16 protein-coding genes, 1 tRNA gene and 1 pseudogene are annotated in these 25,302 nt (G+C 53.6%); 7 read left to right on the top strand and 11 right to left on the bottom strand.

Features of this window, described 5'->3' with window-relative positions:
* Positions 1-352: 352 nt before the first annotated feature.
* A tRNA-Leu gene (locus tag I6E40_RS06250) sits at positions 353-434 on the top strand.
* Positions 435-600: 166 nt separating this feature from the next.
* Here the strand turns inward: I6E40_RS06250 and I6E40_RS06255 are convergent.
* From I6E40_RS06255 to I6E40_RS06270, 4 genes are all read right to left on the bottom strand, one after another.
* Positions 601-2,154, bottom strand: a complete 1,554-nt coding sequence (locus I6E40_RS06255; protein ID WP_235386149.1) for a PglZ domain-containing protein — start codon at positions 2,152-2,154, stop codon at positions 601-603.
* Positions 2,155-2,665: 511 nt separating this feature from the next.
* Positions 2,666-3,775 carry a sulfotransferase family protein gene (locus I6E40_RS06260; protein ID WP_235386151.1) on the bottom strand — a complete coding sequence of 370 codons (1,110 nt, stop codon included), beginning with the start codon at positions 3,773-3,775 and terminating at the stop codon, positions 2,666-2,668.
* Between the two features lie 177 nt (positions 3,776-3,952).
* Positions 3,953-6,496 (bottom strand): primosomal protein N', encoded by a 2,544-nt coding sequence (gene priA, locus I6E40_RS06265; RefSeq protein ID WP_317207403.1) that lies wholly within the window; start codon positions 6,494-6,496, stop codon positions 3,953-3,955.
* A 92-nt stretch (positions 6,497-6,588) separates the two neighbouring features.
* Positions 6,589-7,458: an RluA family pseudouridine synthase gene (locus tag I6E40_RS06270; protein ID WP_235386153.1), complete on the bottom strand. Its 870-nt coding sequence runs from the start codon at positions 7,456-7,458 to the stop codon at positions 6,589-6,591.
* Positions 7,459-7,767: 309 nt separating this feature from the next.
* Between I6E40_RS06270 and I6E40_RS06275 the strand changes: the two genes are divergently transcribed.
* Positions 7,768-8,850 carry an acyltransferase gene (locus I6E40_RS06275; protein WP_235386155.1) on the top strand — a complete coding sequence of 361 codons (1,083 nt, stop codon included), beginning with the start codon at positions 7,768-7,770 and terminating at the stop codon, positions 8,848-8,850.
* Between the two features lie 915 nt (positions 8,851-9,765).
* On the opposite strand, the gene I6E40_RS06280 is transcribed toward I6E40_RS06275, so the two are convergent.
* Positions 9,766-10,776, bottom strand: coding sequence for an aspartate-semialdehyde dehydrogenase (locus I6E40_RS06280; protein WP_235386161.1), 1,011 nt, complete (start codon positions 10,774-10,776; stop codon positions 9,766-9,768).
* A 679-nt stretch (positions 10,777-11,455) separates the two neighbouring features.
* Here I6E40_RS06280 and I6E40_RS06285 point away from each other — a divergent pair.
* A complete protein-coding gene (locus I6E40_RS06285) occupies positions 11,456-13,465 on the top strand; it encodes a cation:proton antiporter (RefSeq protein ID WP_235386163.1) in 2,010 nt (669 codons plus the stop codon).
* Positions 13,466-13,636: 171 nt separating this feature from the next.
* Here I6E40_RS06285 and kbl read toward each other — a convergent pair whose 3' ends face one another.
* Positions 13,637-14,824 carry a glycine C-acetyltransferase gene (gene kbl / locus I6E40_RS06290; protein ID WP_235386165.1) on the bottom strand — a complete coding sequence of 396 codons (1,188 nt, stop codon included), beginning with the start codon at positions 14,822-14,824 and terminating at the stop codon, positions 13,637-13,639.
* 228 nt (positions 14,825-15,052) lie between these two features.
* Between kbl and I6E40_RS06295 the strand changes: the two genes are divergently transcribed.
* On the top strand, positions 15,053-16,009 hold the full coding sequence (locus I6E40_RS06295; RefSeq protein WP_235386167.1) for an NAD-dependent epimerase/dehydratase family protein: 957 nt from the start codon (positions 15,053-15,055) through the stop codon (positions 16,007-16,009).
* Positions 16,010-16,363: 354 nt separating this feature from the next.
* Here the strand turns inward: I6E40_RS06295 and I6E40_RS06300 are convergent, their stop codons facing one another.
* The 4 genes from I6E40_RS06300 to I6E40_RS06315 form a co-directional block, all read right to left on the bottom strand.
* Positions 16,364-16,834, bottom strand: coding sequence for a CYTH domain-containing protein (locus tag I6E40_RS06300; RefSeq protein WP_235386168.1), 471 nt, complete (start codon positions 16,832-16,834; stop codon positions 16,364-16,366).
* Positions 16,835-16,956: 122 nt separating this feature from the next.
* Positions 16,957-17,100, bottom strand: coding sequence for a hypothetical protein (locus I6E40_RS06305; protein WP_235386170.1), 144 nt, complete (start codon positions 17,098-17,100; stop codon positions 16,957-16,959).
* A 96-nt stretch (positions 17,101-17,196) separates the two neighbouring features.
* Positions 17,197-18,315, bottom strand: coding sequence for a peptide chain release factor 2 (gene prfB, locus I6E40_RS06310; protein ID WP_235386172.1), 1,119 nt, complete (start codon positions 18,313-18,315; stop codon positions 17,197-17,199).
* A gap of 104 nt (positions 18,316-18,419) precedes the next feature.
* Positions 18,420-20,258, bottom strand: coding sequence for an AMP-dependent synthetase/ligase (locus tag I6E40_RS06315; RefSeq protein WP_235386174.1), 1,839 nt, complete (start codon positions 20,256-20,258; stop codon positions 18,420-18,422).
* An 874-nt stretch (positions 20,259-21,132) separates the two neighbouring features.
* On the opposite strand from I6E40_RS06315, the gene I6E40_RS06320 reads away from it, so the two are divergent.
* Together I6E40_RS06320 and I6E40_RS06325 are read left to right on the top strand one after the other, a co-directional pair.
* Positions 21,133-22,185 (top strand): M20 family metallo-hydrolase, encoded by a 1,053-nt coding sequence (locus I6E40_RS06320; RefSeq protein WP_235386187.1) that lies wholly within the window; start codon positions 21,133-21,135, stop codon positions 22,183-22,185.
* Complete coding sequence (locus tag I6E40_RS06325; RefSeq protein ID WP_262910859.1) at positions 22,182-23,219, top strand: acyltransferase; 1,038 nt, start codon at positions 22,182-22,184, stop codon at positions 23,217-23,219. The genes I6E40_RS06320 and I6E40_RS06325 overlap by 4 nt, the downstream gene beginning before the upstream one ends.
* Here I6E40_RS06325 and I6E40_RS06330 read toward each other — a convergent pair.
* A pseudogene (locus tag I6E40_RS06330) lies at positions 23,217-23,528 on the bottom strand (cell filamentation protein Fic); the annotation flags it as partial. The gene I6E40_RS06325 and the pseudogene I6E40_RS06330 sit on opposite strands and share 3 nt — an antisense overlap.
* 222 nt (positions 23,529-23,750) lie before the next feature.
* Between I6E40_RS06330 and I6E40_RS06335 the strand changes: the two are divergent.
* Positions 23,751-25,286 carry a hypothetical protein gene (locus I6E40_RS06335; protein ID WP_235386176.1) on the top strand — a complete coding sequence of 512 codons (1,536 nt, stop codon included), beginning with the start codon at positions 23,751-23,753 and terminating at the stop codon, positions 25,284-25,286.
* Positions 25,287-25,302 lie beyond the last annotated feature (16 nt).

The following is a 25,302-nucleotide window of genomic DNA, read 5'->3' on the forward strand; positions in this document are numbered from 1 at the left end:
CCAAGATACTGCCCTGCGGTACGGATTTATTTATTACTTTTGTGGTGTGATTGAGCTTATGTGCGTCAATCAAACATCTTTGGTCAAGTGGCTTCATTTTTCAATGTAACTGTTTGATTTTCACCTTTAAAGTTACGAAAAATATGCCACTTGACTAATTTTTTAAACACTTATTTTGCTGGAAATCAACAAAATAAACTAACCACACACCCATAGTTTTCACTATAAAAATACCCCCTCTCATTGAGAATGCAACGCAATCTTAAATGAAAGAGCCGTGTCAGATGGAAAGGAAAGATTAGCCTGGGTGGTTGATTCTTCGCAGAAATTGTTTACATTTGCAACCCGAAAGGCGCTTGTGGCGAAATTGGTAGACGCGCCAGACTTAGGATCTGGTGTCGCGAGACGTGTAGGTTCGAGTCCTATCAGGCGCACCCCGAACTCCTAACTGTTCCTCCGCAGTTGGGAGTTTTTGTTTGTTTTTGCCTCCACTGCGCATTCTTGAAAGCATCTCTGATGTTTGGTGCGCCTGCGGCGTGGTATAGAATGCGTTGAGTTGCCGAGTCATCGAGTCGTCGCCGCGTGTGTTGGGTTCGGACTTCATCGATTCCCCTTTGCCTTGAGGGAGATGAGCGGGATGAGCATTTCCTCCATGGAGATGCCGCCGTGCTGGAACGTGTCCTTATAATATTGCACGTAGTAGTTGTAGTTGTTCGGATAGGCGAAGAAGCGGGCGCCGGTGGCGAAGATATAGGCTGTGGAGAGGTTGGGCTGCGGAAGTAGTAGTTTTTTCGGTTGCTTCACCTCATAGACCTCCTTGGGATTGTAGGACAGGTTTTTACCGAGTTTGTAGCGCAGGTTGGTGTTCACGTTTCGGTCTCCGACAACCTTGGTGGGCGTGTTTACTCGGATGCTGCCGTGGTCCGTGGTGATGAGGATGTCAAAGTCTTCGGAGGCGAGGCGTCGGAAGAGGTCTTTGATGGGCGTGTGTCGGAACCAGGAGAGCGTGATGCTTCGATAGGCAGACTCGCTTCCCGCCAGTTCCCTCACCATTTTGGATTCTGTGCGTGCGTGGCTGAGGATGTCGATGAAGTTGATGACCAAGACGTTCAGCGGATGTGCCGCCATGGCAGAGAAGCCTCCGAGGATTTTGTCCATGGCGCCCGAGTCGTTCACTTTGTGGTAGGTGAAGGTCTCGCGGCGGCGATAGCGCGCCAGTTGCTGACGAATCAGTTCCTCTTCGTTGAGGTTTTTGCCCTCGTCTTCCTCCTCATCGACCCAGAGGTCTGGATACATTTCCTTGATTTGGAGCGGCATCAGTCCGGCGAAGATGGCATTGCGGGCATATTGCGTGGCGGTGGGAAGGATGCTGTAGTAGAGGTTCTCTTCGATGTCGAAGTCATCAGAGAGTTCTGCGGAGAGCATGCGCCACTGGTCAAAGCGGCAGTTGTCCAAGACGAGGAGCAGCACTTTCCGTCCGGCACTGAGGCGCGGGAAGACACAGCGTTTGAAGATGTCGGGACTCATCAGCGGGCGTGCGTCGGGGTTGGTAATCCATTCCTCGTAGTTTTTCCGCACGAACTTGGCGAAGGTGAGGTTTGCCTCCTCCTTCTGCATTTGCAACATGCCGTTCATGGCACTGTCGGTCGTGGCGAGTTCCATTTCCCAGAAGACGAGTTTTTTGTAGAGTTCCTTCCAGTCTTCGGCGGTGAGGTTCTCGCTGAGTTGCATGCCGATGCGGGCGAAGTCCTGTCGATAGCCCGTTTGTGCCACCTCCTGCACCAGTTCTTTGGCGTGAATGTTTTTTTTGAGCGTCAGCAGAATCTGGTTGGGATTGACGGGTTTGATGAGATAGTCTGCAATTTTGGAGCCAATCGCCTGTTCCATGAGGTCTTCCTCTTCGTTCTTGGTGACCATGACGACGGGGACGTTGGGCGTGAGTTCCTTGAGTTGCATGAGTGTCTCCAGTCCCGAAAGTCCGGGCATGTTCTCGTCAAGCAGAATGAGGTCGAAACTGCTCTCGCGACATAGGTCTATGGCATCGGCGCCGTTGGTTGCGGTGTCAATTTCATAGCCTTTTTTCTCAAGGAAAAGGATGTGGGGGCGAAGCATTTCTATTTCATCGTCCACCCAAAGTAGTCTGCCGTTGGTCATGTGGAGGGGTCAAAGGAGTCAAAGAGTCAAAGAGACTAAGAGTCAAAGAGTCAAAGAGACAAAGAGACGAAGAGACAAAGAGTCAAAGAGTTGAAGAGACAAAGAGTCAAAGGGACAAAGAGTCAAAGAGTCAAAGGGACAAAGAGTCAAAGAGTCAAAGAGATGAAGAGACAAAGAGTCAAAGAGACAAAGAGACAAAGAGACAAAGAGACAAAGAGAGGAAGAGACTAAGAGACAAAGAGTCAAAGAGTCAAAGAGTCAAAGGGACTAAGAGACAAAGAGTCAAAGAGACAAAGAGACAAAGAGACTAAGGGACAAAGGCGGGCGCGCTTTGATGGCAAGTTCACACTTGCCACACAGGGGCACAAAGAGACTAAGAGTTAAAGGGACTAAGAGACGAAGAGTCTAAGAGATGAAGAGTTGAAGGGGGTGTTCTATGTCTTTCTATCACTGCGAGTCTTCTCGTTAGTTTGACACTGCGTCTTTGCCGCGAATCGCTGCGTTCCGTGTTTCAATCCAGATGGTAGTCCCACTGGCGGATGGCGTCGCTCCAATGTGCTTCAACGAGTTGTACGGTCTCTTCGGCGTATTTATATTTATTCTTTTTGTAGCCTTTTTTTGCGCCGACGTATTGTTCGATGGCGGTGCGTGCCTCGTCGAAGCCCGGGATGTGGAGGGTGCGATATATCTTCTCCGTCATGCCCAGTGCGTCCGCTTCGAAGTCCTCGAACTTCACTTCGAGGAGGTTCCCCTCGGGGATGAGGTGTTTGTCAGTTTCGTATCGGTCATAGAGTTTTTTGTAGACGACGAGGATGTTGTCCACGAGTTCCTGTTCGGAGAACTCCTCAAGTTTGAGGGGTTGGATGGTGTTGGTGTAGAAGGAGCGTGTGGACTCGAAGACGGTGTAGGGGTTTCGCATCAGATAGATGAACTTGGCGTTGGGGAACATCTTCACCAGTTCCTTGACGCGTCCCGTGTGTGGCGGGTTTTTGGAGAGGAACTGCGTGCCGCCGGTGTTCCAAAGGGAGATGCGAATCATTTTGTTGAAGGTGTCTTCCCATGCCTTCAGTTCTTCGGGAGCGATGCCGTCGAAGAGCATGTATTTGTCGCAATACTCCTGCATGTAGCGTGGGAAGAACCAGAAGTTATAGTAGGTGTAGGGGCACATGTTGGAGAGTGCGAACTCTTCCTCCTGGGGCAGATCCACGGCGAGTTCCATGTTGTCGGTGGGACGTTTGTCGGGCATGAGCCAGGACATGTTCTTTTTGAAGAAAGGCTGTCCGACCATCATGAGGTGCGGGAAGACGGTCTGATAGGTGGTGCAGAAGCCAAAGTGTTTGTCGCAGGAGAGGACGTTGTGGACGAAGGTTGTGCCGGAGCGCCAGTGGCCGAGGATGAAGACGGGGTCGTGTTCGAGCGGTTTGTCGGCAAGCAGTTTTTCGTATTTTCGGTCTTGCAGCGGCGCGAGGGTGGAGAGGAGTCGGCAGACGGCTTTCGTCAGACGATATTTTCCTTTCCACGGCGCATCCACGGTGCGACCGGCGGTGATGGATTTGAACGTGCGCCAGTCAGCACCGACCAGCGTGTTGATGGGGAGTTTGTTGAATTCAATGAGACCCATGATGTGTGATTAGATGTTTTGAGGGTTTGAAGACCGCCGCCGCACGAACCGAAAAGGGAGGAAACGGACGGGAATTCCGTTCAAAATTACAATATCGCGCCGAAAGGAGGGGTGAAACGGTCGAGGAGTTATTCTTTTTTAAGAAGAAACGTCCATTTCGTCCGGAAGCGCCGCTTTTCAAACGGGGTCCACGTCGCAGACCAGTGTCACGCTGCGGAAGGCGGATTGGGAGACCAGGCGTTGTCGGGCGTCCTCCAGGCGGCTGCGCACCTCGCCCGGTTTCTTGTCCGGCGAAATCTTCAACATGATTTTCCAAATGTAGAGGAGTTTCACGCGACTCACCACGGGGCGTTCCGGTCCGAGCAAATCCGTTCCGAAGAAGGGGCGCAGCAGACGTGCCAACTCTTCGGCGGCATGGCTGGCGGTGGCAGCGTCGCGGTGTTTGACATAGACGTAGATGAGGCGGAAGAAGGGCGGATAGCGGAACATGCGCCGCTCCTCCAACTGCTCGTGGAACATGGCTTTGTAGTCTCCTCGCACCACCTGTTCCACGACGGGCAGGTTGGGCTGGCGCGTTTGCAAGACGACGAGTCCGCGTTGTCCTTTTCTGCCGGCACGTCCTGCCACCTGCGACATCATTTGGAAGGAGCGTTCGTGGGCACGGAAGTCCGGCAGGGACAGCATCTGGTCTGCGTTCATGATTCCGACGACGCGCACTTTCTCGAAGTCCAAGCCCTTCGTCACCATCTGCGTCCCGACGAGCAGGTTGGTGTCTCCGGCGGCGAAAGCGGCGATGAGTCGTTCGTAGGCTGTTCGTGAGCGGGTCGTGTCGAGGTCCATGCGGGCGGTGCGGGCAGCGGGGAAGATGGCGCGGGCGGCGTCTTCGATTTTCTCCGTGCCGTAGCCCGAATCCATGAGTCTCGTGCTTTCGCACTGCGGACACTTCTCCGGCACGTGGAACGTGTTGCCGCAGTAGTGGCAGACAAGTGTGTTCTGCTGGCGGTGGAAGGTGAGGGTGACGTCGCAGCGGGTGCAGCGTGGTGTCCAGCCACATTCGTGACAGATGAGCACCGGCGAGTAGCCCCTTCGGTTTTGGAAGAGGATGGCTTGTTCTCGGTTTTGGAGGGCGGCGTCAATCTCTTCTCGCAGTCGAGGGGAGAAGGGTGTCTTCATCAGTTTCTTGCGGCGCAGTTCCTTCACGTCCTCCACCACGATTTCCGGCAGCTGCGCCTCGCCGAAGCGACGGGGCATTTCTACCAGCCCATATTTCCCCGAAAGCGCGTGGTGGTAAGTCTCCAGCGAGGGCGTGGCAGAGCCGAGGAGCACTTTCGCGCCGAACATCGTGCCCCAGAGGATGGCGGCGTCACGGGCATGGTAGCGCGGTGCCGGGTCCTGTTGCTTGAAACTCGTCTCGTGTTCCTCGTCCACCACGACCAGTCCGGGGTTGCAGAAGGGGAGGAAGAGGGCGGAGCGCACACCGAGAATCAAGGGGTAGGGATGGTCGGAGAGTTGTCGCTTCCAGAGTTCGACGCGGTCGCGGTCGGGGAACTTGGAGTGATAGACAGCCATGTCTTCGCCGAAGACGCGGCGCAGGCGTTCCGTGATTTGGGTGGTGAGGGCGATTTCGGGCAGGAGATAGAGCACCTGACGCCCTTGTCGGATTTCTTCTTCGATGAGGCGGATATAGACTTCCGTCTTGCCGCTGGAGGTCACGCCGTGGAGCAGGCAGACGTTCTTCTCTTCCCAACTGCGGCGGATGGCGTTGAAGGCGTTTTGTTGCTGTTCGTCAAGTTGTTTGCGTGGGAGCAGGGCAACGGATTTGGAGGGGGCGCGGTCAAGCACAAAGGGATAACTTTCCACCACGCCTTTCTTCTCCAGTGCCCGCAGGGCGGCGTCAAAACCTTTGCCGCAGCGGGTGAGGTCGGCGCGGCGCACCTCCTTCAAAAGATGGGCATGGTGGAGTTTCAAGGCGGCGCCGGCGTCGGCGAGGTCGAGATAGGTCAGCAGACATTGCTCCTGGGCGGGGGCTCTGCGCAGACCGTCCAACACTTGGTTCAAGACGGTCTCGTCGGCGTAGGCGTCGGTCAGTCGCACGTGGGTTTCGGTGCGAGGCGTGAAACCGCGTCCCATCTGTTCGAACACCTTCACCGCTCCGACGTCCATCAGTCGGCGCACGGTGGGGAGGAGGTTCTCAACCTTCAGCCTCCGCTCGATGTCGGTGAGGCGCACACCTTCCTCTGCACCCAATTCGTCCCACAGGCTCCGCTCGCGGGCGGAGAATTCCTCGGGGTCGCCGTCCCAATCCTCCGAGCGCGCCACCAAGGTCTCGCTCTCGGGTTTCAGCCCCGATGGCAGGGCGGCTTTCATGACCTCGCCCGGCGTACAAATATAATAACCCGCCATCCACTGCCAGAAGCGGAGTTGGTCGGGCGTGACGATGGGCGCTTCGTCCCACACTTCCTCCACTTCCTTCAGCGCGATGCCGGGTTCGGGATTCTCGGCGGCGAGGCTGACGACGATGCCGGTGTAGTGGCGTTTCTTTCCAAACTGCACGACGACACGACTGCCCACTCTCACCTTGCCTTCCAGTCGGGCGGGCAGGAGGTAAGTGTAGGTGTTTTGCAGGGCAAGCGGAAGAAGGAGTTGGACAAACATGGGCAATGTGGCTTCGCGGTGGTCAAGGTGACGGGCTGAAAAGAGTTGGTCGTTCTTCGGTTGCAAACGTCGTGGTTTTCAGGGAAGTCCTAAAGAAATAGGGTTGCAAACGTCAGTGCTTTGAATGCTACTCATTCCATAATCTATGGAGCACCCCTTTACAGCCAGCGGGGCAGGGCGGTTTCAAACTTCAGGGGTTCGCCCGTGATGGGGTGGTAGAAGCAGAGGCGGTAGGCGTGCAGGCAGAGGCGGTGGTGTGGGTCATCGCCGTTGCCATATTTGATGTCTCCGCAGACCGGATGCCCGAGGTCTTGGAGGTGCACTCGGATTTGGTTCTTGCGTCCCGTTTCGAGTTTCAGTTCCACCAGCGTGTGGGTGTCGTTGGAGCGCAGGACGCGGTAGTGCGTGATGGCGAGTTTTCCCCCGTTGTCCGTGGGAGAAGAGTAGGTGATGTATGCCTTGTTGTCCTTCAGGTAACTCTGCACCGTCCCCTTCTTCTGTTCCATGACTCCCGAGGCGAGAGCAACGTAGCGTCGGTCGGTGACAATCTCGCGCCAGTTGTGTTCCAGAATCTGCTCCGCTTCCAAGGTCTTCGCATAGACTAGCAAGCCCGAGGTGTCGCGATCCAGACGATGCACCACGTGTGTCGTGCAGCGCTGCCGCGATTTTCGGAAATAGTCGTCCAGCACCTGCTTCACGCAGAAAATCGCGGGCGAGGTTGCCATGGACAGAATGCCCACCGCCTTCTCCACCACGATGATGGCAGCGTCCTCATAGACAATCTTCACGAAGGGCGATTTGAGTTCGTTGCGCGGTTTGCGCTTGGCGATTTCCACCACCATGCCGGGCTTCAGCGCATAGTCATGGCGGGTCACGTTGCGGCGGTTCACCTTCACGCCCCCGCCGCTGAGAATCGCTTTGGCGCGGGAGTGGCTGATGCCCTGCATGACGTGGAGGATGAACGGCAGGAGTTCGGTGGCTTCTCGAACGGTGTAGGTCGAAGAGGTGGGCTTGTTGAAGTTTCGCATATATAATATAAGGAGTATGTGATCGGAAAAGGGTGGGGAAGTGGTGCGCGGCGGCGTGCGCCACTGAAAACGGCGTCAAAGTTACAACCTTTTCGGGTGGTTTCACGCCGGGAGACTGCGAAATGCAAAAGACTTTTTGTATAATTGCAACCAAAATCTGTGCAGGGGCGTTCCGAACCGTGTGACTGACGAAACTTACAAACGGGTGCGCGAAGGAATGAATTAGAGACTCTGCAACCCAAACGTAAGTTCTTTCTTTTGAACGCTCCTGATTCCATGATTTACAGAGCAACCCTATACCCATATACCATGACATCCCCTTCTCCCAAGCCTCCCCGCGAATCCAATTTTGAACTGCTCCGACTCGTCGCCATGGCGATGGTGCTCATCCTGCACGCTGATTTTCTCAGTCTCGGCGAACCCTCCCACGCTCTGTTCTCCCGCGACGCTTTGGCGTTTTCCGGAAGAGCCTTTTGGGAGTTTCTCGCCCTGCCCGCCGTCAATCTCTTCGTCCTCATCTCCGGCTGGTTCGGCATCCGCCCGTCGTGGCGCGGCGCACTCAACCTCCTCTTCACCGTCTTCTTCTTCAACCTCCTGGCAGGCGTTGTGCTGACCGTTTGCGGCGAGTCTTTCGAGACGGGCGATTTCTTGAAAAGCCTCTATCCCTGCGGCGGACTTTGGTTCATTCAAAGCTATCTGCTGCTGTTCATTCTCTCGCCCGTGCTCAACGCCTTCATTGCGAGTGCCGACCGTTCAACGATGGAGCGTCTGCTTCTTGCCTTCTTCGCGTCGGCATTCCTGCTGGGCTGGATGCGCAACACCACGGATTTTAGCGATGGCTATAGTGTCGTTTGGTTCATGGCGCTCTATCTCTTCGCCCGCTACATGCGCCTCCACCGTCCCGCCTTCACCTGCTTGCCCCGTCCCGTCTGTCTCGGCGCTTTCCTCGTTTGCACCTTGCTCAACTGCGGTCTCTTCTTCCTCAGCAAACACCCTTCCACCGCCGGAGCGATGAAAGCGTCGGGGATTCAAACCGTGGTCTATGAGTCCCCCTTCACTTTTTTGGCAGCCGTTTCCCTCTTCCTTTGGTTTGAGAAATGCCACTTCACCTCCCGCATCGTCAATTTGCTGGCGGCTTCTTCTCTTTCGATTTATGTCATCCACAAGAATCCGCTGGTCTTCCCCTATTTCAAGGACACGTGTCTCCAAATCTTCGGTGACTTCGACGGTGTCGCCGTTCTCGCCGTCATGGCGGGCTTCCTCTTGGCAGTGATGGCGGGCAGCCTGTTGCTCGACCAACTCCGCCTTTGGGCGTGGAAGGGATTAGAAAAAGGTGTTGGAGCACGCTTCGCTCTGCCCCAAAAAGACGAACGGTCAAAAAAGAAAAGTTAGGTGTCGGAGGGTAAGAAAGTCTGAGGAGCGCGGAATCGCCTTGCCGCTGTGTAGGGTTTGATGTCACTCCGTTTCAACGCTACACTATACATAAATAAAGGGGGTAAGAAAAAACTATACAACTCTACACAAGGCCGACAAAGAACCCTACATTGCACTGATTCTCTGTTAGTTGTGAATGTATAGTTTGTGCTCCAAACTATACACAAACTATACATTAAACCCTACATTGAACCTTACACAGCGAGCGTTTCAAACCCTACACTGCGAGCGTCCAAAACCCTACACTGAACCCAGCACGGAACCTCATGTTGAAGTTTGAAAAGCCCTTCCCTTTAGGGAGGGGTTGGGGTAGGCTTCCGCCCAAAAAACCAACAATTTTGAGCGTTTTTTCGGCGATTCGACATTAACATTTTTAACCTTCGGGAACACTTTTCGCCTCCCAATTTTGCCTACTCGGCGCGTAGTTTTACTTAGGAGCGCACCTAAGTAAAATTAGAAGAAGGCAAATTTAAATTAGAAGAAGGCAAATTTTTCCTGGATGCGCTCCTAAATCCCTGTTTTTAAAGGGAAAGTGACGAAAAAAGGGGGAAGCCGAGGCTCCTCCCATATCTCTATACAAATATAATACATTTCATCGCCAAAAGCAAGAAGTGTTAAAACCGAAAAAGGGCGTTGGGTGTGGAAAATTTTGGAGGCGGTGTGTCATAATAGCCAATCTGCCCGCTTACACTTTTGAGACCGCCCAAAAAAGACCCTTCGTTTTGAAAAAACTCCCCGTCGTGTTGTTCCCCCACGACAGCCGTGCGTACAAGAAAAGTGTTCTCAGAACGGACGAACCGATTCTGAGAACACCAGGAAAACAAATAATAATATAACCGTTATGTGATTACAAAAGGATGTCGGGCTGCGGCGTCACTTCACGTTGCCGACTTTGATGAGGTATTCGGCAATTTGAACGGCGTTGAGGGCTGCGCCCTTGCGAATCTGGTCGCTGACGAGCCAGAGCGTCAAGCCGTTGGGGTTGGCGAGGTCTTTGCGGATGCGACCTACATAGACGGGGTCTTTTCCGGCGAGGAAGAGGGGCATGGGATATTCCTTCTTCTCGGGGTTGTCCATCAGGACGAGGCCTTCGCCTTCGGCAACTGCCTTGCGGACGTCTGCCACTTCCAGGGGCTCTTCCGTTTCGACCCAGATGGCTTCGGAGTGGGAGCGGAGCGAGGGGACGCGCACACAGGTGGCAGAGGTGAGGCAGTCGGTGTGCATGATTTTCTTCGTCTCGTGGAACATCTTCATCTCCTCCTTCGTGTAGCCGTTCTCTTGGAAGACGTCAATCTGAGGAATGACGTTGAAGGCGAGTTGATAGGCGAACTTTTGGACGGTGGGTTCTTCGCCCGCCAAGACTTGACGATACTGCTCCATGAGTTCGTCCATGGCAGCCTGACCTGCTCCGCTGGCAGCCTGATAGGAGGCTACGTGGACGCGTTTGATGTGGGAGAGGTTCTCGATGGCTTGGAGTGCGACGACCATCATGATGGTGGTGCAGTTAGGGTTGGCGATGATGCCGCGGGGACGGTTCAGCGCATCGGCGGCGTTGCACTCGGGCACGACGAGAGGCACGTCCTCGTCCATGCGGAAGGCGGAGGAGTTGTCAATCATGACGGCACCGAAGCGAGTGATGTCGGCTGCAAACTCTTTGGAAGTGCCTGCGCCGGCGGAGGTGAAGGCGATGTCCACGTCTTTGAAGTCGTCGTTGTGCTGGAGCAGTTTCACTTCCACTTCCTTACCGCGGAATACATATTTTCGTCCTGCGCTTCGCTCTGAACCGAAGAGCAACAGATTGTCGATGGGGAACTCACGTTCTGCAAGTACGCGCAGAAATTCTTGACCTACGGCGCCACTGGCACCCACAATAGCAACATTCATGAGATTTTGGATGTTTTGAACCGGAACGACTTGCCACGTTTTGTGACCGAAGGAGATGCTCCTTGCTTTGCGGTCTGTCCGGTTTGGTGATGGATTTTCTCTTTTTGCGCGGCAAAATTACAATGTTTTTTTCATTTGTGTCGCATAATGAACGATTTCCGCACCGCGGGCCGAACAGAATGCAGGATATTTTGTAGTTTTGCAAGCAAAAATACAGGCTTAAGCGTTGAGCAACGGCGCAAGTTTCCCCCAATCCCTGCACTGCCTCGCAGCGCCTACTCTTAGTCTTTTAGTCTTTTATACTTTTAGTCTTTTAGTCTTTTAGTCTTTTAGTCTTTTAGTCTTTTAGTCTTTTAGTCTTTTAGTCTTTTAGTCTCTTAGTCTCTTAGTCTCTTAGTCTCTTAGTCTTTTAGTCTTTTAGTCTTTTAGTCTCTCAGTCTCTCAGTCTCTCAGTCTCTCAGTCTTTTAGTCTCTTAGTCTTTTAGTCTCTCAGTCTTTTAGTCTTTTAGTCTTTTAGTCTTTTAGTCTTTTAGTCTCTTAGTCTCTTAGTCTTTTAGTCTCTTAGTCTTTTAGTCTTTTAGTCTTTTAGTCTCTCAGTCTTTTAGTCTCTTAGTCTCTTAGTCTTTTAGTCTCTCAGTCTTTTAGTCTCTTAGTCTTTTAGTCTTTCACTCCTTTCCCCGTGCCCATCACAGACCCCACTTGGATATTCTTCATCGTGCTTTCCATCATTTTGTTTGCACCGATGCTTTTGGAGCGTTTGCACGTTCCCTCCATTGTGGGCATGATTTTCGCCGGTCTGTTGATAGGTCCGCATGGTTTTCACGTGTTGGACCGCGACGGCAGTTTTGAGTTGTTTGGAAAGGTCGGAATCTATTATATCATGTTCCTCGCGAGTCTTGAAATGAACCTTCAAGACGTGCAGCGAATGAAAGTCCGGGCGGGCACGCTCGGGCTACTTGGTTTCATCATCCCCATGCTCATCGGCTTTCTCGCCAACCGTTTCCTGTTGGGTTTCGGCGTGGCGGCAGCAGTGCTGATGGCGGCGATGTATGCCTCCCACACGCTCATTTCCTATCCCATCATCCTCCGCTACGGTCTCTCGCGTCTCCCCGCCGTGAACATCGCCGTCGGCGGCACGATTGTGGCAGACACGCTGACGTTGCTCGTGCTGGCAGTGGTGGGCGGTATGTTCAAAGAAAACGTCTCGGGCTGGACCTGGGTTTGGCTGGTGGTCAAAGTGATTCTCCTCGGTCTGCTCATCATCTACGCCTTCCCGCGGCTCGGACGCTGGTTCTTCCGTCGCTACGATGAGAGCGTTGTGCAATATGTCTTCGTGTTGGTTCTCGTCTTCCTCGGCGCCGGTCTGATGGAGTTCGTCGGCATGGAAGGCATCCTCGGTGCGTTCCTCGTGGGCATCGTGCTCAACCGTCTCATACCTCCCTCTTCTCCGTTGATGAGCCACATCGAGTTCGTCGGCAACGCCCTCTTCATCCCCTATTTCCTCATCGGCGTTGGCATGCTCATCAACCTCAACGCCTTGGTCAGCCATGCCGAAGCGTGGGTCGTGGCGCTCGTCATGATTGCCGTCGGGCTTTTCACGAAATGGCTGGCGGCATATACGACTCAGCGGGTGTTTCGCATGAGCACGGACGAGGGTTGGCTGATGTATGGGCTGACCGGCTCCCGTGCCGCAGCCACACTGGCTGTGGTGTTGGTCGGCTATAAAATCATTCAGCCCGACGGCTCCCGCCTCTTGGGTGAGGAAGTGCTGAACGGCGCCATGTTGCTCATCCTCGTCACCTGCGTTTGCAGTTCGCTCATCACCGAGCGTGTGGCACGGAGGCTGGCGATGAACCGCCACACCGAAGTGAGCGACGAAAGTGCCGTTTTGCCCGCTGATCGTCTTCTCATAGCGGTCAATAATCCCGACACGGTGGGGACTTTGGTCAGTCTTGCCCTTCTGCTTCGCCGTCCCCGCTCCGCCTCGCCGCTCATTGCACTCAATGTGGTGTTGGAGGACGACCCCTCCGCCCGACAGAGCGGATTGACGCAACTGCAACGCGCTGAGAAGATGGCTGCCGCCGCCCACGTCAGGATGCAGTCCTACAGTCGCTGGTCGGTCAACGTGGTCAGCGGCATCAGTCACACGGTCAAGGAGAATGCCGTTTCAGACCTCGTCGTCGGTTTGCACCAAAAAGAGAAACTCGTGGACGCCTTCTTTGGAAAACTCGGGACAGACCTGCTTGCCTCCGTGGAACGTCAAATCTTCATCTATCGTGGCACGATTCCCCTCAACACGGTGCGTCGTCTTCACGTGCTCATCCCTCGCAAGGCACAGTTTGAACCCGGTTTCTCGGGTTGGGTGGAACGGCTCGCCCTGCTCGCCAGACAACTGAGTTGTCCGGTGGATGTCTATAGCGGAAAAGAAACACTGCAGGCTTTGCGCCACTACGGCGAGACGCACGGCAGTCGCATCGACCCGCGCTATCACGACTTTGTCTCCTGGTCCGACCTCCTTCCCTTGGCGCACGCCGTGCGGCAGGACGAGATGGCGGTGTTTGTCTGTGCCCGCCGCGGCACCATATCCTTCCAAAACTATCTTGACCGCCTGCCCGTTCAAATTGAGCGCTACTTCTCCATGCGCAACATCCTCTTTGTCTATCCCGCCCAAAAGAGCGTGAGATTGTGAGAAAGATGAACATGAGGGTCAAATGAGCCATGAATCCTCTGACACAGTTTCCACAAAAAGCAGCACCCCGCCACAAGAATCTATCTTGCAGCGGGGTGCAGTTGGTTATGGGTGGCAGTTGAACTTTTGCGTCTTATTCTTGGTTCAAACGCTCCGTTCTTTCTCGTTTGCTCATTTCAGCACGCCGAGTTCTTTGCCCACTTTGATGAAGGCGGCGATGCACTTGTCGAGGTGTTCGCGTTCGTGACCTGCAGAAATCTGGACGCGGATGCGAGCCTGGTCCTTCGGAACGACGGGATAGTAGAATCCGGTGACGTAGATTCCTTCTTCCTGCATCTTGCGAGCGTAGTCCTGAGAGAGTTTAGCGTCGTAGAGCATGACGGCGCAGATGGCGCTCTGTGTCGGTTTGATGTCAAAGCCTGCAGCCATCATCTTGTCGCGGAAATAGTTCACGTTCTCGACGAGTTTGTCGTGGAGCGCGTTGCTTTCTCCCAAAATCTTGAAGGTTTCAAGGGCAGCACCGACGATGCCGGGAGCCACGGAGTTGGAGAAGAGGTAGGGGCGACTGCGCTGACGGAGCATGTCGATGATTTCCTTGCGACCGGTGGTGAAACCGCCCATGGCGCCGCCGAAAGCCTTGCCGAGAGTGCCGGTGTAGATGTCCACGCGACCGTAGGTTCCGAAGAATTCGCTGACGCCGTGTCCGGTGGGACCAACGACACCTGCAGAGTGGCTTTCATCCACCATGACGAGTGCGTCATATTTCTCAGCCAGGTCGCAGATTTTGTCCATCGGCGCCACGTTTCCGTCCATGGAGAAGACGCCGTCGGTGACGATGATGCGGAAGCGCTGTTCCTGTGCTGCCTGGAGTTGGCGTTCGAGGTCTTCCATGTCGGCGTTGGCGTAGCGGTAGCGTTTTGCTTTGCAGAGGCGCACGCCGTCAATGATGGAAGCGTGGTTGAGGGCGTCGGAGATGATGGCGTCGTCGGCAGTGAGGAGCGGTTCGAAGACACCGCCGTTGGCATCAAAGCAAGCGGCATAGAGGATGGTGTCCTCGGTGTGGAAATAGTCAGAGATGGCTTTCTCGAGTTCTTTGTGTACATCCTGCGTGCCGCAGATGAAGCGCACGCTGGACATGCCGTAGCCTCTGCGGTCCATCATGTCTTTCGCAGCCTGAATGAGGCGGGGATGGTTGGAGAGTCCGAGGTAGTTGTTTGCACAGAAGTTGAGCACTTCGTTGCCTTTCACTTGGATGGCTGCCTGCTGGGCGCCTTCAATCAGACGTTCTTCTTTGTAGAGACCTGCCTGCTTGATGTCCTCCAGTTCTTTCTGGAGATGTGCTTGGAATTTACCGTACATAATAAAGTATATATAAGGAATAGAATATGGTTCGAGTTTTTCGCTCTTTTCCGTTTTTTTCGCGAGAGAGGGCTGTTTTTTGCGGTCTGAGAAACGAAAGTTCCGTTCTCTCCCGCAAAGGAACTACATTTTTTGGAAAAATAAATCATGTCTAATTATAAATCTCAAAAAAAGGTTGCACCTTTGCACAGAAAAAATTGAACCTACAATCCAATTCTAACTCTAATCATGAAAAATATTCTGGTCATCGGTGCTACAGGCCAAATCGGTTCTGAGCTGACACTGAAACTTCGTGAGATTTATGGTAACACCCACGTCGTTTGCGGCTACATTCCCAGCGCTAAGCCCCGCGGCGAACTTCGCGAAAGCGGACCTTTTGAAATCTGCGACGTCACCAATCCCGAACAGATTGCCACTGTTGTGCTCAAACATCATGTAGATACCATCTACAATCTCGCCGCTCTCTTGAGCGTTGTGGCAGAAGGTCGCCCTCAGCTGGCTTGGAAAATCGGCATCGACGGTCTTTGGAACGTCCTTGAGGTGGCTCGCGAACATGAGTGCGCAGTCTTCACCCCCAGTTCCATCGGCTCTTTCGGTCCCGAAACACCGCGTAACAATGTGCCACAAGACACCATCCAGCGCCCCACCACCATCTACGGCGTTTCCAAGGTGACCACCGAACTCCTCTCTGACTATTACTACAGAAAATATGGTGTGGATACGCGTTCCGTGCGCTTCCCCGGTCTCATTTCCTACGTCACTCCTCCGGGCGGCGGCACCACGGACTACGCTTGCGACATCTACTACAGCGCCGTGCGAGGCGAGAAGTTCACCTGCCCCATTGGAAAGGGAACCTACATGGACATGATGTATATGCCTGATGCCCTCCGCGCCTGCGTCGAACTGATGGAAGCAGACCCCTACCGACTCATCCACCGCAACGCCTTCAACATCGCAGCCATGTCCTTTGACCCCGAAGGTGTCTTCAACGCCATCAAGAAATACAAGCCCGAATTTGAGATGGATTATGACGTGGATCCGCTCAAGCAAGCCAATGCCGACAGCTGGCCAAACAGTCTCAGCGATGTCGCTGCTCAGCAGGAGTGGGACTGGAAGGCAGAATATGACCTCGACAAGATGACTGTGGACATGCTCGCCAAACTGCGCGAGAAACTCATCCGTTGAGAAAATAACTCTTTCGTAACTTTTCTGTTTTTTACGCGTGGCGTGGACGTTGCAATTCAAGTGCGTTCGCGCCACTTTTTTTATGTAGAATCAATGAAGGCTGACACTTCTCAAACTCTTGAGAGGCGTCAGCCTTCGTCAAATCCGCTCGACGCGGAGATTTTTTTCAAATCTGCTCAACGCGGAGATTTTTTTCAAATCTGCTCAACGCGGAGATTTTTTTCAAATCTGCTCAACGCGGAGAATTATTGCTGTCCGGTAATTCCGGTGACAGTGTCACGGCGGTGTCACGGGCACGTTAAATGACTTCAAAGATATGCCCCGGACACAATGGAGATTTTCCACTTTTTGCTTTCACTTCCACTGCGAGAAGGGGAAGGCGCGGAGCGAGGAGTTATAGTATTTTCGGTCTCCGGTCACCTCTTCTCCGAGGAAGTCCGGTCGTTCGAAGGCTTCGTCTTCCGAGCCCAGTTCCACTTCGGCAACGACCAGTCCGGCGTTCTCGCCGAGGAACTCGTCCACTTCAAAGACGTGTTTCCCGAAGCGCACGAGCCATCGCACCTTTTCCACGATGCCCGGCTCGCAGAGGGAGAGCAGGGAAAGCCCTTCATCGCGTGTGATTTCTTTCTCGAACTCGTAGCGTGAGAGACCTCCGTTGCGCGATGGTCCTTTGATGGTGAGAAATGCCGCGTCGTCTCGCATCCTCACTCTCACCGTTCTGCCGCGTCCGCTGCAGATGTAGCCTTGGATGATGTGGCTTTTGGCGTGTGCCAGGGACTTGTAGTCTCCTTTCACCAGGAATTTTCTTTCGATTTCTAATGCCATGGGAGGGAAGCGCCGGGGCGCTTTTAAGTTTCTCTCCATTCACTCTCATCAAAGGACCCTTTTTGGAACCATTCGTGAGAATGAATGGAGAGACTGATTCTGATAAATGCGGAGCGGTGGGTTTATTGCAGGAGATAGTAGCCGATGAGTGCCAGAATCATCAGCAGGATGAGTGCGATGAAGATTCCGTTGACGACTCGGTTTGCTTGTCTTGCCTGACGTGCTTCGCGCGCCTTTTTCTTTGCTTGGTGTTTCAGTTTGTTCATGGTATGTTGTATTTTGAGGTTATGCTGCTATATATATAAATAGGTGTGTCGGCTGCGGGTATGCTGCTATATATAAAGGAGTATGGGGCAGCGTTTTCACTCCGGTTCGTTTTCAGAGAACTCCATGAGATAGGCTTTGATGAAACCATCGAGTTTTCCGTCCATGACGCCGTTGACGTCGCTCGTTTGGAATCCTGTGCGGTGGTCTTTCACGCGGCGGTCATCAAAGACGTAACTTCTGATTTGGCTTCCCCATTCGATTTTTTTCTTTCCCGCTTCAATTTTCGCCTGTGCTGCTTTTCTTTTTTGGAGGGCTCGGTCATAAAGTTGTGAGCGGAGGAGTCGCATGGCGTTCTCTCGGTTTTCGAGTTGCTTTCTGCTCTCCGTGTTTTCGATGAGGATTTCTTCTTCTTCGCCGGTGTCCGGGTCTTTGTATTGATAGCGCAGACGCACACCGGTTTCCACCTTGTTCACGTTCTGTCCGCCGGCACCTCCGGAGCGGAAGAGGTCCCAGGAGATTTTGGAGGGATCGACATAGACTTCAATCGTGTCGTCCACCAGCGGTGTGACGAAGACGGAGGCGAAGGAAGTCATGCGCTTGCCTTGTGCGTTGTAGGGGGAGACGCGCACCAGACGGTGCACTCCGTTCTCGCTTTTGAGGTAGCCGTAGGCGTCGTCGCCTTCGATTTCCATCGTGACGGTTTTGATGCCCGCTTCGTCTCCGTCTTGGAGGTGGGAAATGGTGCATTTGTAGTTGTGGGCTTCGGCATAGCGCATGTACATTCTCATCAGCATCTGTGCCCAGTCCTGACTCTCCGTTCCTCCGGCGCCGGAGTTGATTTTGAGAACGCAGTCCATGGAGTCCTCCTCTTGTCGGAGCATGTTTCTCATCTCCAGTTCTTCGAGAGCCTCGATGGTTTTGGCGTAGGCTTCATCGACTTCCTCTTCGGTGACCATTTCTTCTTTGTAGAAGTCAAAAGCCAGCGCCAGTTCATCGACGAGCACTTTCACTTGCTTGTAGCCTTCAATCCATTTTTCAAGGCTTTTCACCTTTTTCATTTGCTCCTCTGCTCGTTTGGCGTCTTCCCAAAAGTCCGGCGCTTGTGTTCGGAGCTGTTCCTCTTGGAACTGCATGGTTTTGGCTTCGATGTCAAGATATTTGTAGAGTGCTTCGGCACGTGATTGTGCGTCTTTCAGTTGGTCTGAAGTAATCATTGGGATATTATTTGTCAAATGTCAGGGGTGTTCTGTAAATCGTGAGTTAAGGAGTGTTCCAAAGAAAGTGCTTATGTTTTCAACCTAATTCATCGGACACCCCCTCAAGCATGGGCTGCCGCTTCGGCATCCGCATAGATTTTGTCGATTTGGTCAGCGTAGTGCGCATAGACCACGCGTCGGCGCACCTTGAGTGTGTTGGTGAGTTCTTCGTTCTCCATGGTGAAGGGTTCGGGCAGGAGGATGAAGCGTTTGATTTTTTCGTAGTGCGCCAGGTCCTGTTGCAGGGTTTCGATGCGTTCGGTGAAGAACTCCATGATTTTCTCGTGTTTGCAGAGTTCGGAGCGTGAGGCGAAGGCGATGCCGTGGTCGTGGGCATATTTTTCCAGGAGCACGTAGTTCGGGACGATGAGTGCGCTGACAAATTTGCGCTCGTCGGCGACGATGACCGCTTGATCAAAGTATTTGTCCAGGACGAGTTTCGATTCAATCATCTGCGGTGCGATGTACTTTCCGTTGGACGTTTTGAAGAGATCTTTGATTCTTTCGCGGAGGAAGAGTTCTCCGTTCTTCATGTAGCCCGCGTCGCCGGTGTGGAACCATCCTTCCTCGTCGATTGCCTCTTTGGTGGCTGAGGCTTTTCGATAGTAGCCCGGTGTGATGGTTTTTCCTCTCAGGAGAATCTCACCGTTGTCTGCGATTTTGATTTCGATTCCGTCAATCAGTCTTCCGACGGAGCCCATGGTGATGGGTTTGTCGCAGTGGTCGCAGGAAACGGTGGCGAGGCTTTCGGTGAGTCCGTAGCCGACCACCATGTTCAGTCCGGCGGCGTGCACGAAGCGTTCCACTTCGGGTGAGACGGCGGCGCCGGCGGTGGGGAAGATGTTGGCGCGTTCCAATCCCAGTGTTTTGCGCAGCGTTTTGATGATGGTTTTGTCGTAGAGTTGATATTGCAGCGTGAGCCCCATGGGCGCGGGTTTCCCTTTGGCTTTGTATTGTGTCCAATATCTTCCTCCCACTTCCAGTGCCTCGCTGATGAGTTTTCTCTCGAGGAAAGAGCCTTTCTCCATTTTCTCCATCACAGCCTGATAGACCTTTTCCCAAAAGCGCGGCACGGAGGACATGCAGGTCGGGTGAACCTCCTGCAAGGACTTCAAGACGTCGGTGGGGCGCAGGTTGATGCACTGTCGTGCGCCCTCGGTGAGTCCGAGATAGCACCAGGCACGCTCGAAGATGTGGGTGTAGGGCAGGAAGTTGAGGAACACGTCTTTGTCGGAGAGCGGCAGCACGGCGTCGTTGACGCGGAAGCCTTCGCGATATTGGTCGTAGGTCAGCATGACGCCCTTGCTCTGTCCCGTCGTTCCGCTGGTGTAGAGGATGTTGCAGAGGTCGCGGTAGTTTGCATCAGCCTGTCTGTGCTCATATTCCGCCTCTAAAGCCTTGCGGTCTCCCTGAAGATGTTCTTGGAGGAAGTCGGAGAGATAGACCGAAAGGTGGTCTTTGGGGTTCTTCTTCACTTTCGGGTCGAAAATGATGATGCGCTCCAGAGACCGGGTGACGGAGATGATGCTGAACGCCGTGTCATATTGCTGTTGCTCTCCGACGAAGAGGAAGCGGATGTCCGCGTCGTTCAGCATGTAGGTCACCTGTGCGCCGCTGCTGGTGGCATAGAAGGGGATGGTGACCACTCTGATGCCGTAGGCTCCGAAATCGACGAAGTGTGTTTCCGGTTTGTTTTGGGAGAAGACAGCAATGTTCTCCTGCACCTTCACCCCGGCGTGGAGCAGGGCGAGCGAGACGTCTTTCACTTTCTTGGCAAAGGTGTTCCAAGAGATGTCCACCCATTTGTCAAGGTCATAGTCACGGTAACTCAGTGCCGCTCTGTCTCCATATTTCTTTGCCTGTGCGGCAATCAGTTTGGAGAGGTGACATTTGGTTTGCATAGCGTTCCGGTTTTGGAAGTCAGAGAGTTTGAGAGTCTCCCGTTGGTTTGACTTCACGGTTTGACTGATGAGCAAACGCACCGCCGGATGTGGCGTTTTCAACGAACTTCCACGTTCCAACGGGGTTGCAATCACTAACAAATGCAAAGTTACTCGTTTTTTTGGAATCCGCCATTTCTAAAGCGCGTTTTGTGCCGCTGAAGCCTCGGCTCTATTCATTTAAGGGGGAACTTATAAATTATGGAATAAGGAGCATTCAAGAGAAAGTAGTTGCGTTTTCAATCTGATATCTTAGACCAACTTGTGGTTTTGCGCGCCGTGACAACGATTTTTCCTTTGGCTTTGTCACTTTTTCATTAGATTCCGTCACTCTTTCCTTAGGTTCCGTCACTCCTGCGTGCGCATCTCGTCACTTACCGCGGCACGGCGGTAAACATGCCGCGGCACGGCGGTAAGTGACAAATCGGCGCGCAGAAGTGACGGAGCGGTGGGAAAGAGTGACGGAGCGGCGTCCGCGAACGATGTCTTGGACAATGTTCCGAGTGGTATTCCTGTACAGTAAGATGTGATGTCCCATCAGCAAACTTTGAGCGGGCAGCCATAATTTTTAGCAAGCACAAGGGGTTGGCTCAGGTTTCTGTTTCTCATGAAAAGCGGCTTCACCGACCCTCTTTTTGACTCTCTTTTGACGCTTCAAACAGCGGAATGGTTCATGAAAGCGCGCAGGAATGCCGGAAAACCTTTACTTTTGCAGGAGTTGAAGTGGCAAATACATAACTGAAAGTCATTGTTTGTGTTTGCCTCTTCTCTTCAACCGTGTGACAGACGAACCTCAACTTGAATCCTTTCCCCTCACACTACCATTTTGAAATCTATCCACTTTGACCTTCTTGCTCGCGATGCCGTTTCTTTGCTTGCAGAACTCATTCGGCGTCCTTCGCTCAGTCGCGAAGAAAACGACTGTGCCGATTTTTTGGAAAACTATTTGAAAGAGAAAGGTGCGTCGCCCAAGCGCATCGGTAACAACGTGTGGTGCGAACAGCCCGGCTTCTCTCCCGACAAAGGAACCGTCCTGCTCAACGCCCACATTGACACCGTGAAACCCGTGGCGGGCTGGCAGCGCGACCCTTTCACCCCGACGCAGGAAGGCGACCGACTCTTCGGACTCGGCAGCAACGACTGCGGCGGCGGACTCGTCAGTCTTCTCCACGTCTTCCTCGCCCTGCGCGGTGAAGACCTGCCGTGGAATCTCATTTTCCTTGCCTCCGCCGAAGAGGAAGTGTCCGGCAAGAATGGCATCGAGAAAGCCCTGCCCTGCCTGCCGAAGGTGGATGTCGCCATCGTCGGCGAGCCCACCGAGATGCAGCCCGCCGTGGCAGAGAAAGGACTGATGGTCTTGGACTGCACCGCCCACGGCAAAGCGGGACATGCTGCCCGCAATGAAGGCGTCAATGCCATCTACGAAGCACTGCCCGACATACACTGGTTCCGTACCCACCTCTTCCCCCGTCAGACCGACCTGCTCGGACCGGTGAAGATGAGTGTCACCCAGATTCAAGCGGGCACGCAACACAACGTCGTGCCCGATGCCTGCCGCTTCGTGGTGGATGTGCGCTCCAATGAGTGCTATTCCAACCAGGAACTGCTTGAACTCATCCGACGGGAGGTGCGCTGCGACGTTGAACCGCGCTCCACCCGCCTCAGTTCCTCCCGCATCGAACTGACTCATCCCTTGGTGCAGCGCGCCGTGGCTCTCGGCGGCACTCCCTTCGGCTCTCCCACGCTGAGCGATCAGGCGCTGATGTCCTTTCCCTCCTTTAAATATGGTCCCGGCTCCTCCTCCCGCTCCCACACCGCCGACGAATACGTCCTTCTCTCCGAAATCTGCGATGCCGTGGAGAAATATTGCAAACTGTTCATGCCATGAAACCAGCCACTCCAAGACTTCCGCAGTTTGAAGCACTGCGCCTGCTCGCCATGTTTTTCATCGTGGCGTTGCACACCTCCACCCACGGGATGGACTTGTTTAATCACCCGCCCGTCTTTCATCTGAGTGACGGAGTGGAGTGTGCGAATTATTTTCTCCTGCAAGCATGGGTGAACATCTGTTCCGTCGGTGTGAACGTCTATGTGCTCATCACAGGCTACTTTCTCATTCGTTCCAGTCGTTTTCAATGGGAGAAGATGGGAAAAGTTTGGCTCCAAACCTTCCTTTTCTCGGTTGCTATCCCTGCCTGTCTCATTCTGACTGACGCGGTGGGCACAGAGGAGTGGAAGATGGGCTATTTGCTGCCGCTTTGGAGTGATGTCTATTGGTTTGTCACGCGATATGTCGCCCTCCTTGCCCTCGCTCCATTCCTAAGCCGTCTGGCTGCACAACTCACTCGCCGCGACTATCTCATCCTTTTGGCAGTGTTGGCGGTGCTGAATTTCAAATTCTTCGGTGTTCCCTACGGCGAGATATTCAGTGGAAACAAATCACTGTTTTGGTTCATCTCGCTCTTTTTCTTCGGAGGCTATCTGCGGCAACATGCTCCGGCTCCGCATCGATATGTCGGTTGGGCGTTTCTGGGCTACTGCATCTTGCTGACCCTTTGCCTCGCTCTGTTTCAATGGCGCGGTGGAAAGGAGGAAGTGCAACTCATGACGGGAGCCTACAATGGTTTCCATTTTTTCAGTGCCGTGATGTTGTTCCGTTGGGCACAGCGCTGGAATCTGCGCGACGGTTTTTGGAGTCGCACGATTTGTCGTTTGTCGCCCTTTGCATTCGGCGTCTATCTTCTTCACGACCATCCGCTTGTCAGACAACTTCTTTGGCATTGTGTCTTAGATCTTCCTGCCAGCCTCGGAAGCGCATGGCTTCTCCCCCTCTGTCTGGCATCCACCCTCTCCATCTTCATTGTCTCTCTGTTCCTTTCCTCATTCGTGAGGGTAGATGTCTGCCGGAAGAGGCGATCTTGAATTGACGCGATAACCCACGGAGATGATGGCGTCAAGGTTGTAGAACATGGTGTTGTAGGTCTTACCGTCTTCGGCAGTATGTGCAAATTTTGCACATACTCGATCTGCAATTAGTTCTTCGGAATCGAAGATGTTCTTTAGATGCTTGGTTATTACACTTCTATCAACGTCGAACAACGTCGTCATTGCTTTCTGCGTTGCCCAAACCGTCTCGTCTTTATACAGCACCTGTATGCCATCCTCCTTGCCCGTTGTCACGAACGTAAGGAACTCTTCCGTGCTGTTTCTTATTTCAAACTTCTTTGTCATTGTCTGTATCGTTGTTACCACCTGTAAATATAGTGAAATGCTTTACCATATTATTATAACCTCACGCCCTTTGCCGCAGAATCTCAAGCGAGAAGATACTCTCCGACGTACAAAAAACGCGACTCAACGAAAATAATCGTCGAAAATAGAGTTCAACTAAAAGTATCGTTCTATATTTGCACCGCGATTTGGCGATTTGTACGCCCTTTAAACGGAACGCTTATGCTGATATTCCTTTTGCAGAGCAGTTTTGTGCTCAGCGTTTTATATTTCCTCTATTTCGTTACGTTGCGACGCACCACGTTGCATGCTCTCTCACGGGCGGTGCTGCTGTTGGTGGTGACGTGCAGTCTTTTGTTGCCGGCGTTTCGCCTGACTTTGTCCGAAGGGAACAGCGTGCTGGCGCATTTCCGCCACATTGAAAACACAATTTGCCGGACGCTCTCGTCTGCGCCGACCGTTCAGCGTGTGCAATGGGTGAGTTTGCAGCAAACAGAGCCTGCAACAACCGAAACAGCGCTTCCGTTCACGGTGGGAGAAGCGCTGCTTTTTCTTTACTGCCTCGTGACATTCGTGCTTCTGCTTCGCTATTTGCTTTCGCTTCTTCACTACGCTCAGTTGTTGTGTCAAAGCCTTCGAGCGTTTCGCGTGGGGAAAGTCCGGGTCTATGTCCATCCCGCTGTGGCGTCTCCCATCAGTTGGGGGCGCACGGTGGTACTCAGCCCTGCCGACCTCCGCGCCGATAGGGAAACCACCGTGCATGATGCCGCGCATTCTTCGAGCCGTCTCCGTTTTCCTTTGTTGCGTCATGAGCTCGCCCACATTCGTTTGTGCCACACGCCGGACCGTTTGCTTTGCGATGTGGCAGCGCGTTTGTGGTGGTTCTGTCCTGCGGCGTGGTGGCTGCGTGCCGATCTCGAAGCGCTTCACGAGTTTCAAGCCGATGCCGACGTGGTTCAGCATGGCGTGGCGCGGAAACTTTACGGCACGCTGCTTGTTCAAAAAGTAGTAAATCCGCATCCGTTCTGTGCAGTGCATGGATGGCGAGCCTCCCAAATCAAGCGTCGGTTGCGCATGCTCTATGCTCGTCGCAGCCGTCCTGTCGTCGCCTGGCGCGTCCTGCTTCTGTTGCCCGCGGTCTTTCTGATGGCGTTTTGTCTGGCGGTGCCTGCCGAGGTGATGCACGCGGTGCAGCAAGTGCTGCCGCCGATGACTGCGTCCGCCATTGCCGAATCAGCTGTAGCATTTCCTTCTGCTGTCGAGCCGCCCACTGAATTTGTCGAGCTGTCCGAAGTGGCTGAGCCTGCATTGCCAGCCGACGCGAAGTCGGAGGAAGCGGCGGAGCAATATGTCTCCCGCCGACTGTGCACTGAGAGCATTGATAAGTTGGCGAGCGATTTCGGACTGCCCGCCGACGAGAACTACACCACCATTGTCACCATCAACGAGGTGACGGATGTCTCCGCTTTGCAGTATCGGGTGAACGACACTCCTTGTGACGCCGCAACCTTTGCGCGCCATGCCGCAGTCCACTTTGATGAGGCGCACGCCACGGTCTGGGCGTTTGGGAAGCAGGGCAGCCACAGCGGTTTGAAAGCCCTTCCGCGCCTATATGCCCGACAACACTATGGCGTCGATGCCGAGGTGCTGGTGGTCTATACAGATGAAACTCCCCCTGTTAATCCGCCCGAGGAGCGCAGGTTGGTGACGAATGGCACGGATCTCTACACTGTCACGACTATATATAATAAGGAATAAGAAGAATACTCACTCA

It is taken from the genome of Prevotellamassilia timonensis (assembly GCF_021531665.1).
Lineage (GTDB): Bacteria > Bacteroidota > Bacteroidia > Bacteroidales > Bacteroidaceae > Alloprevotella.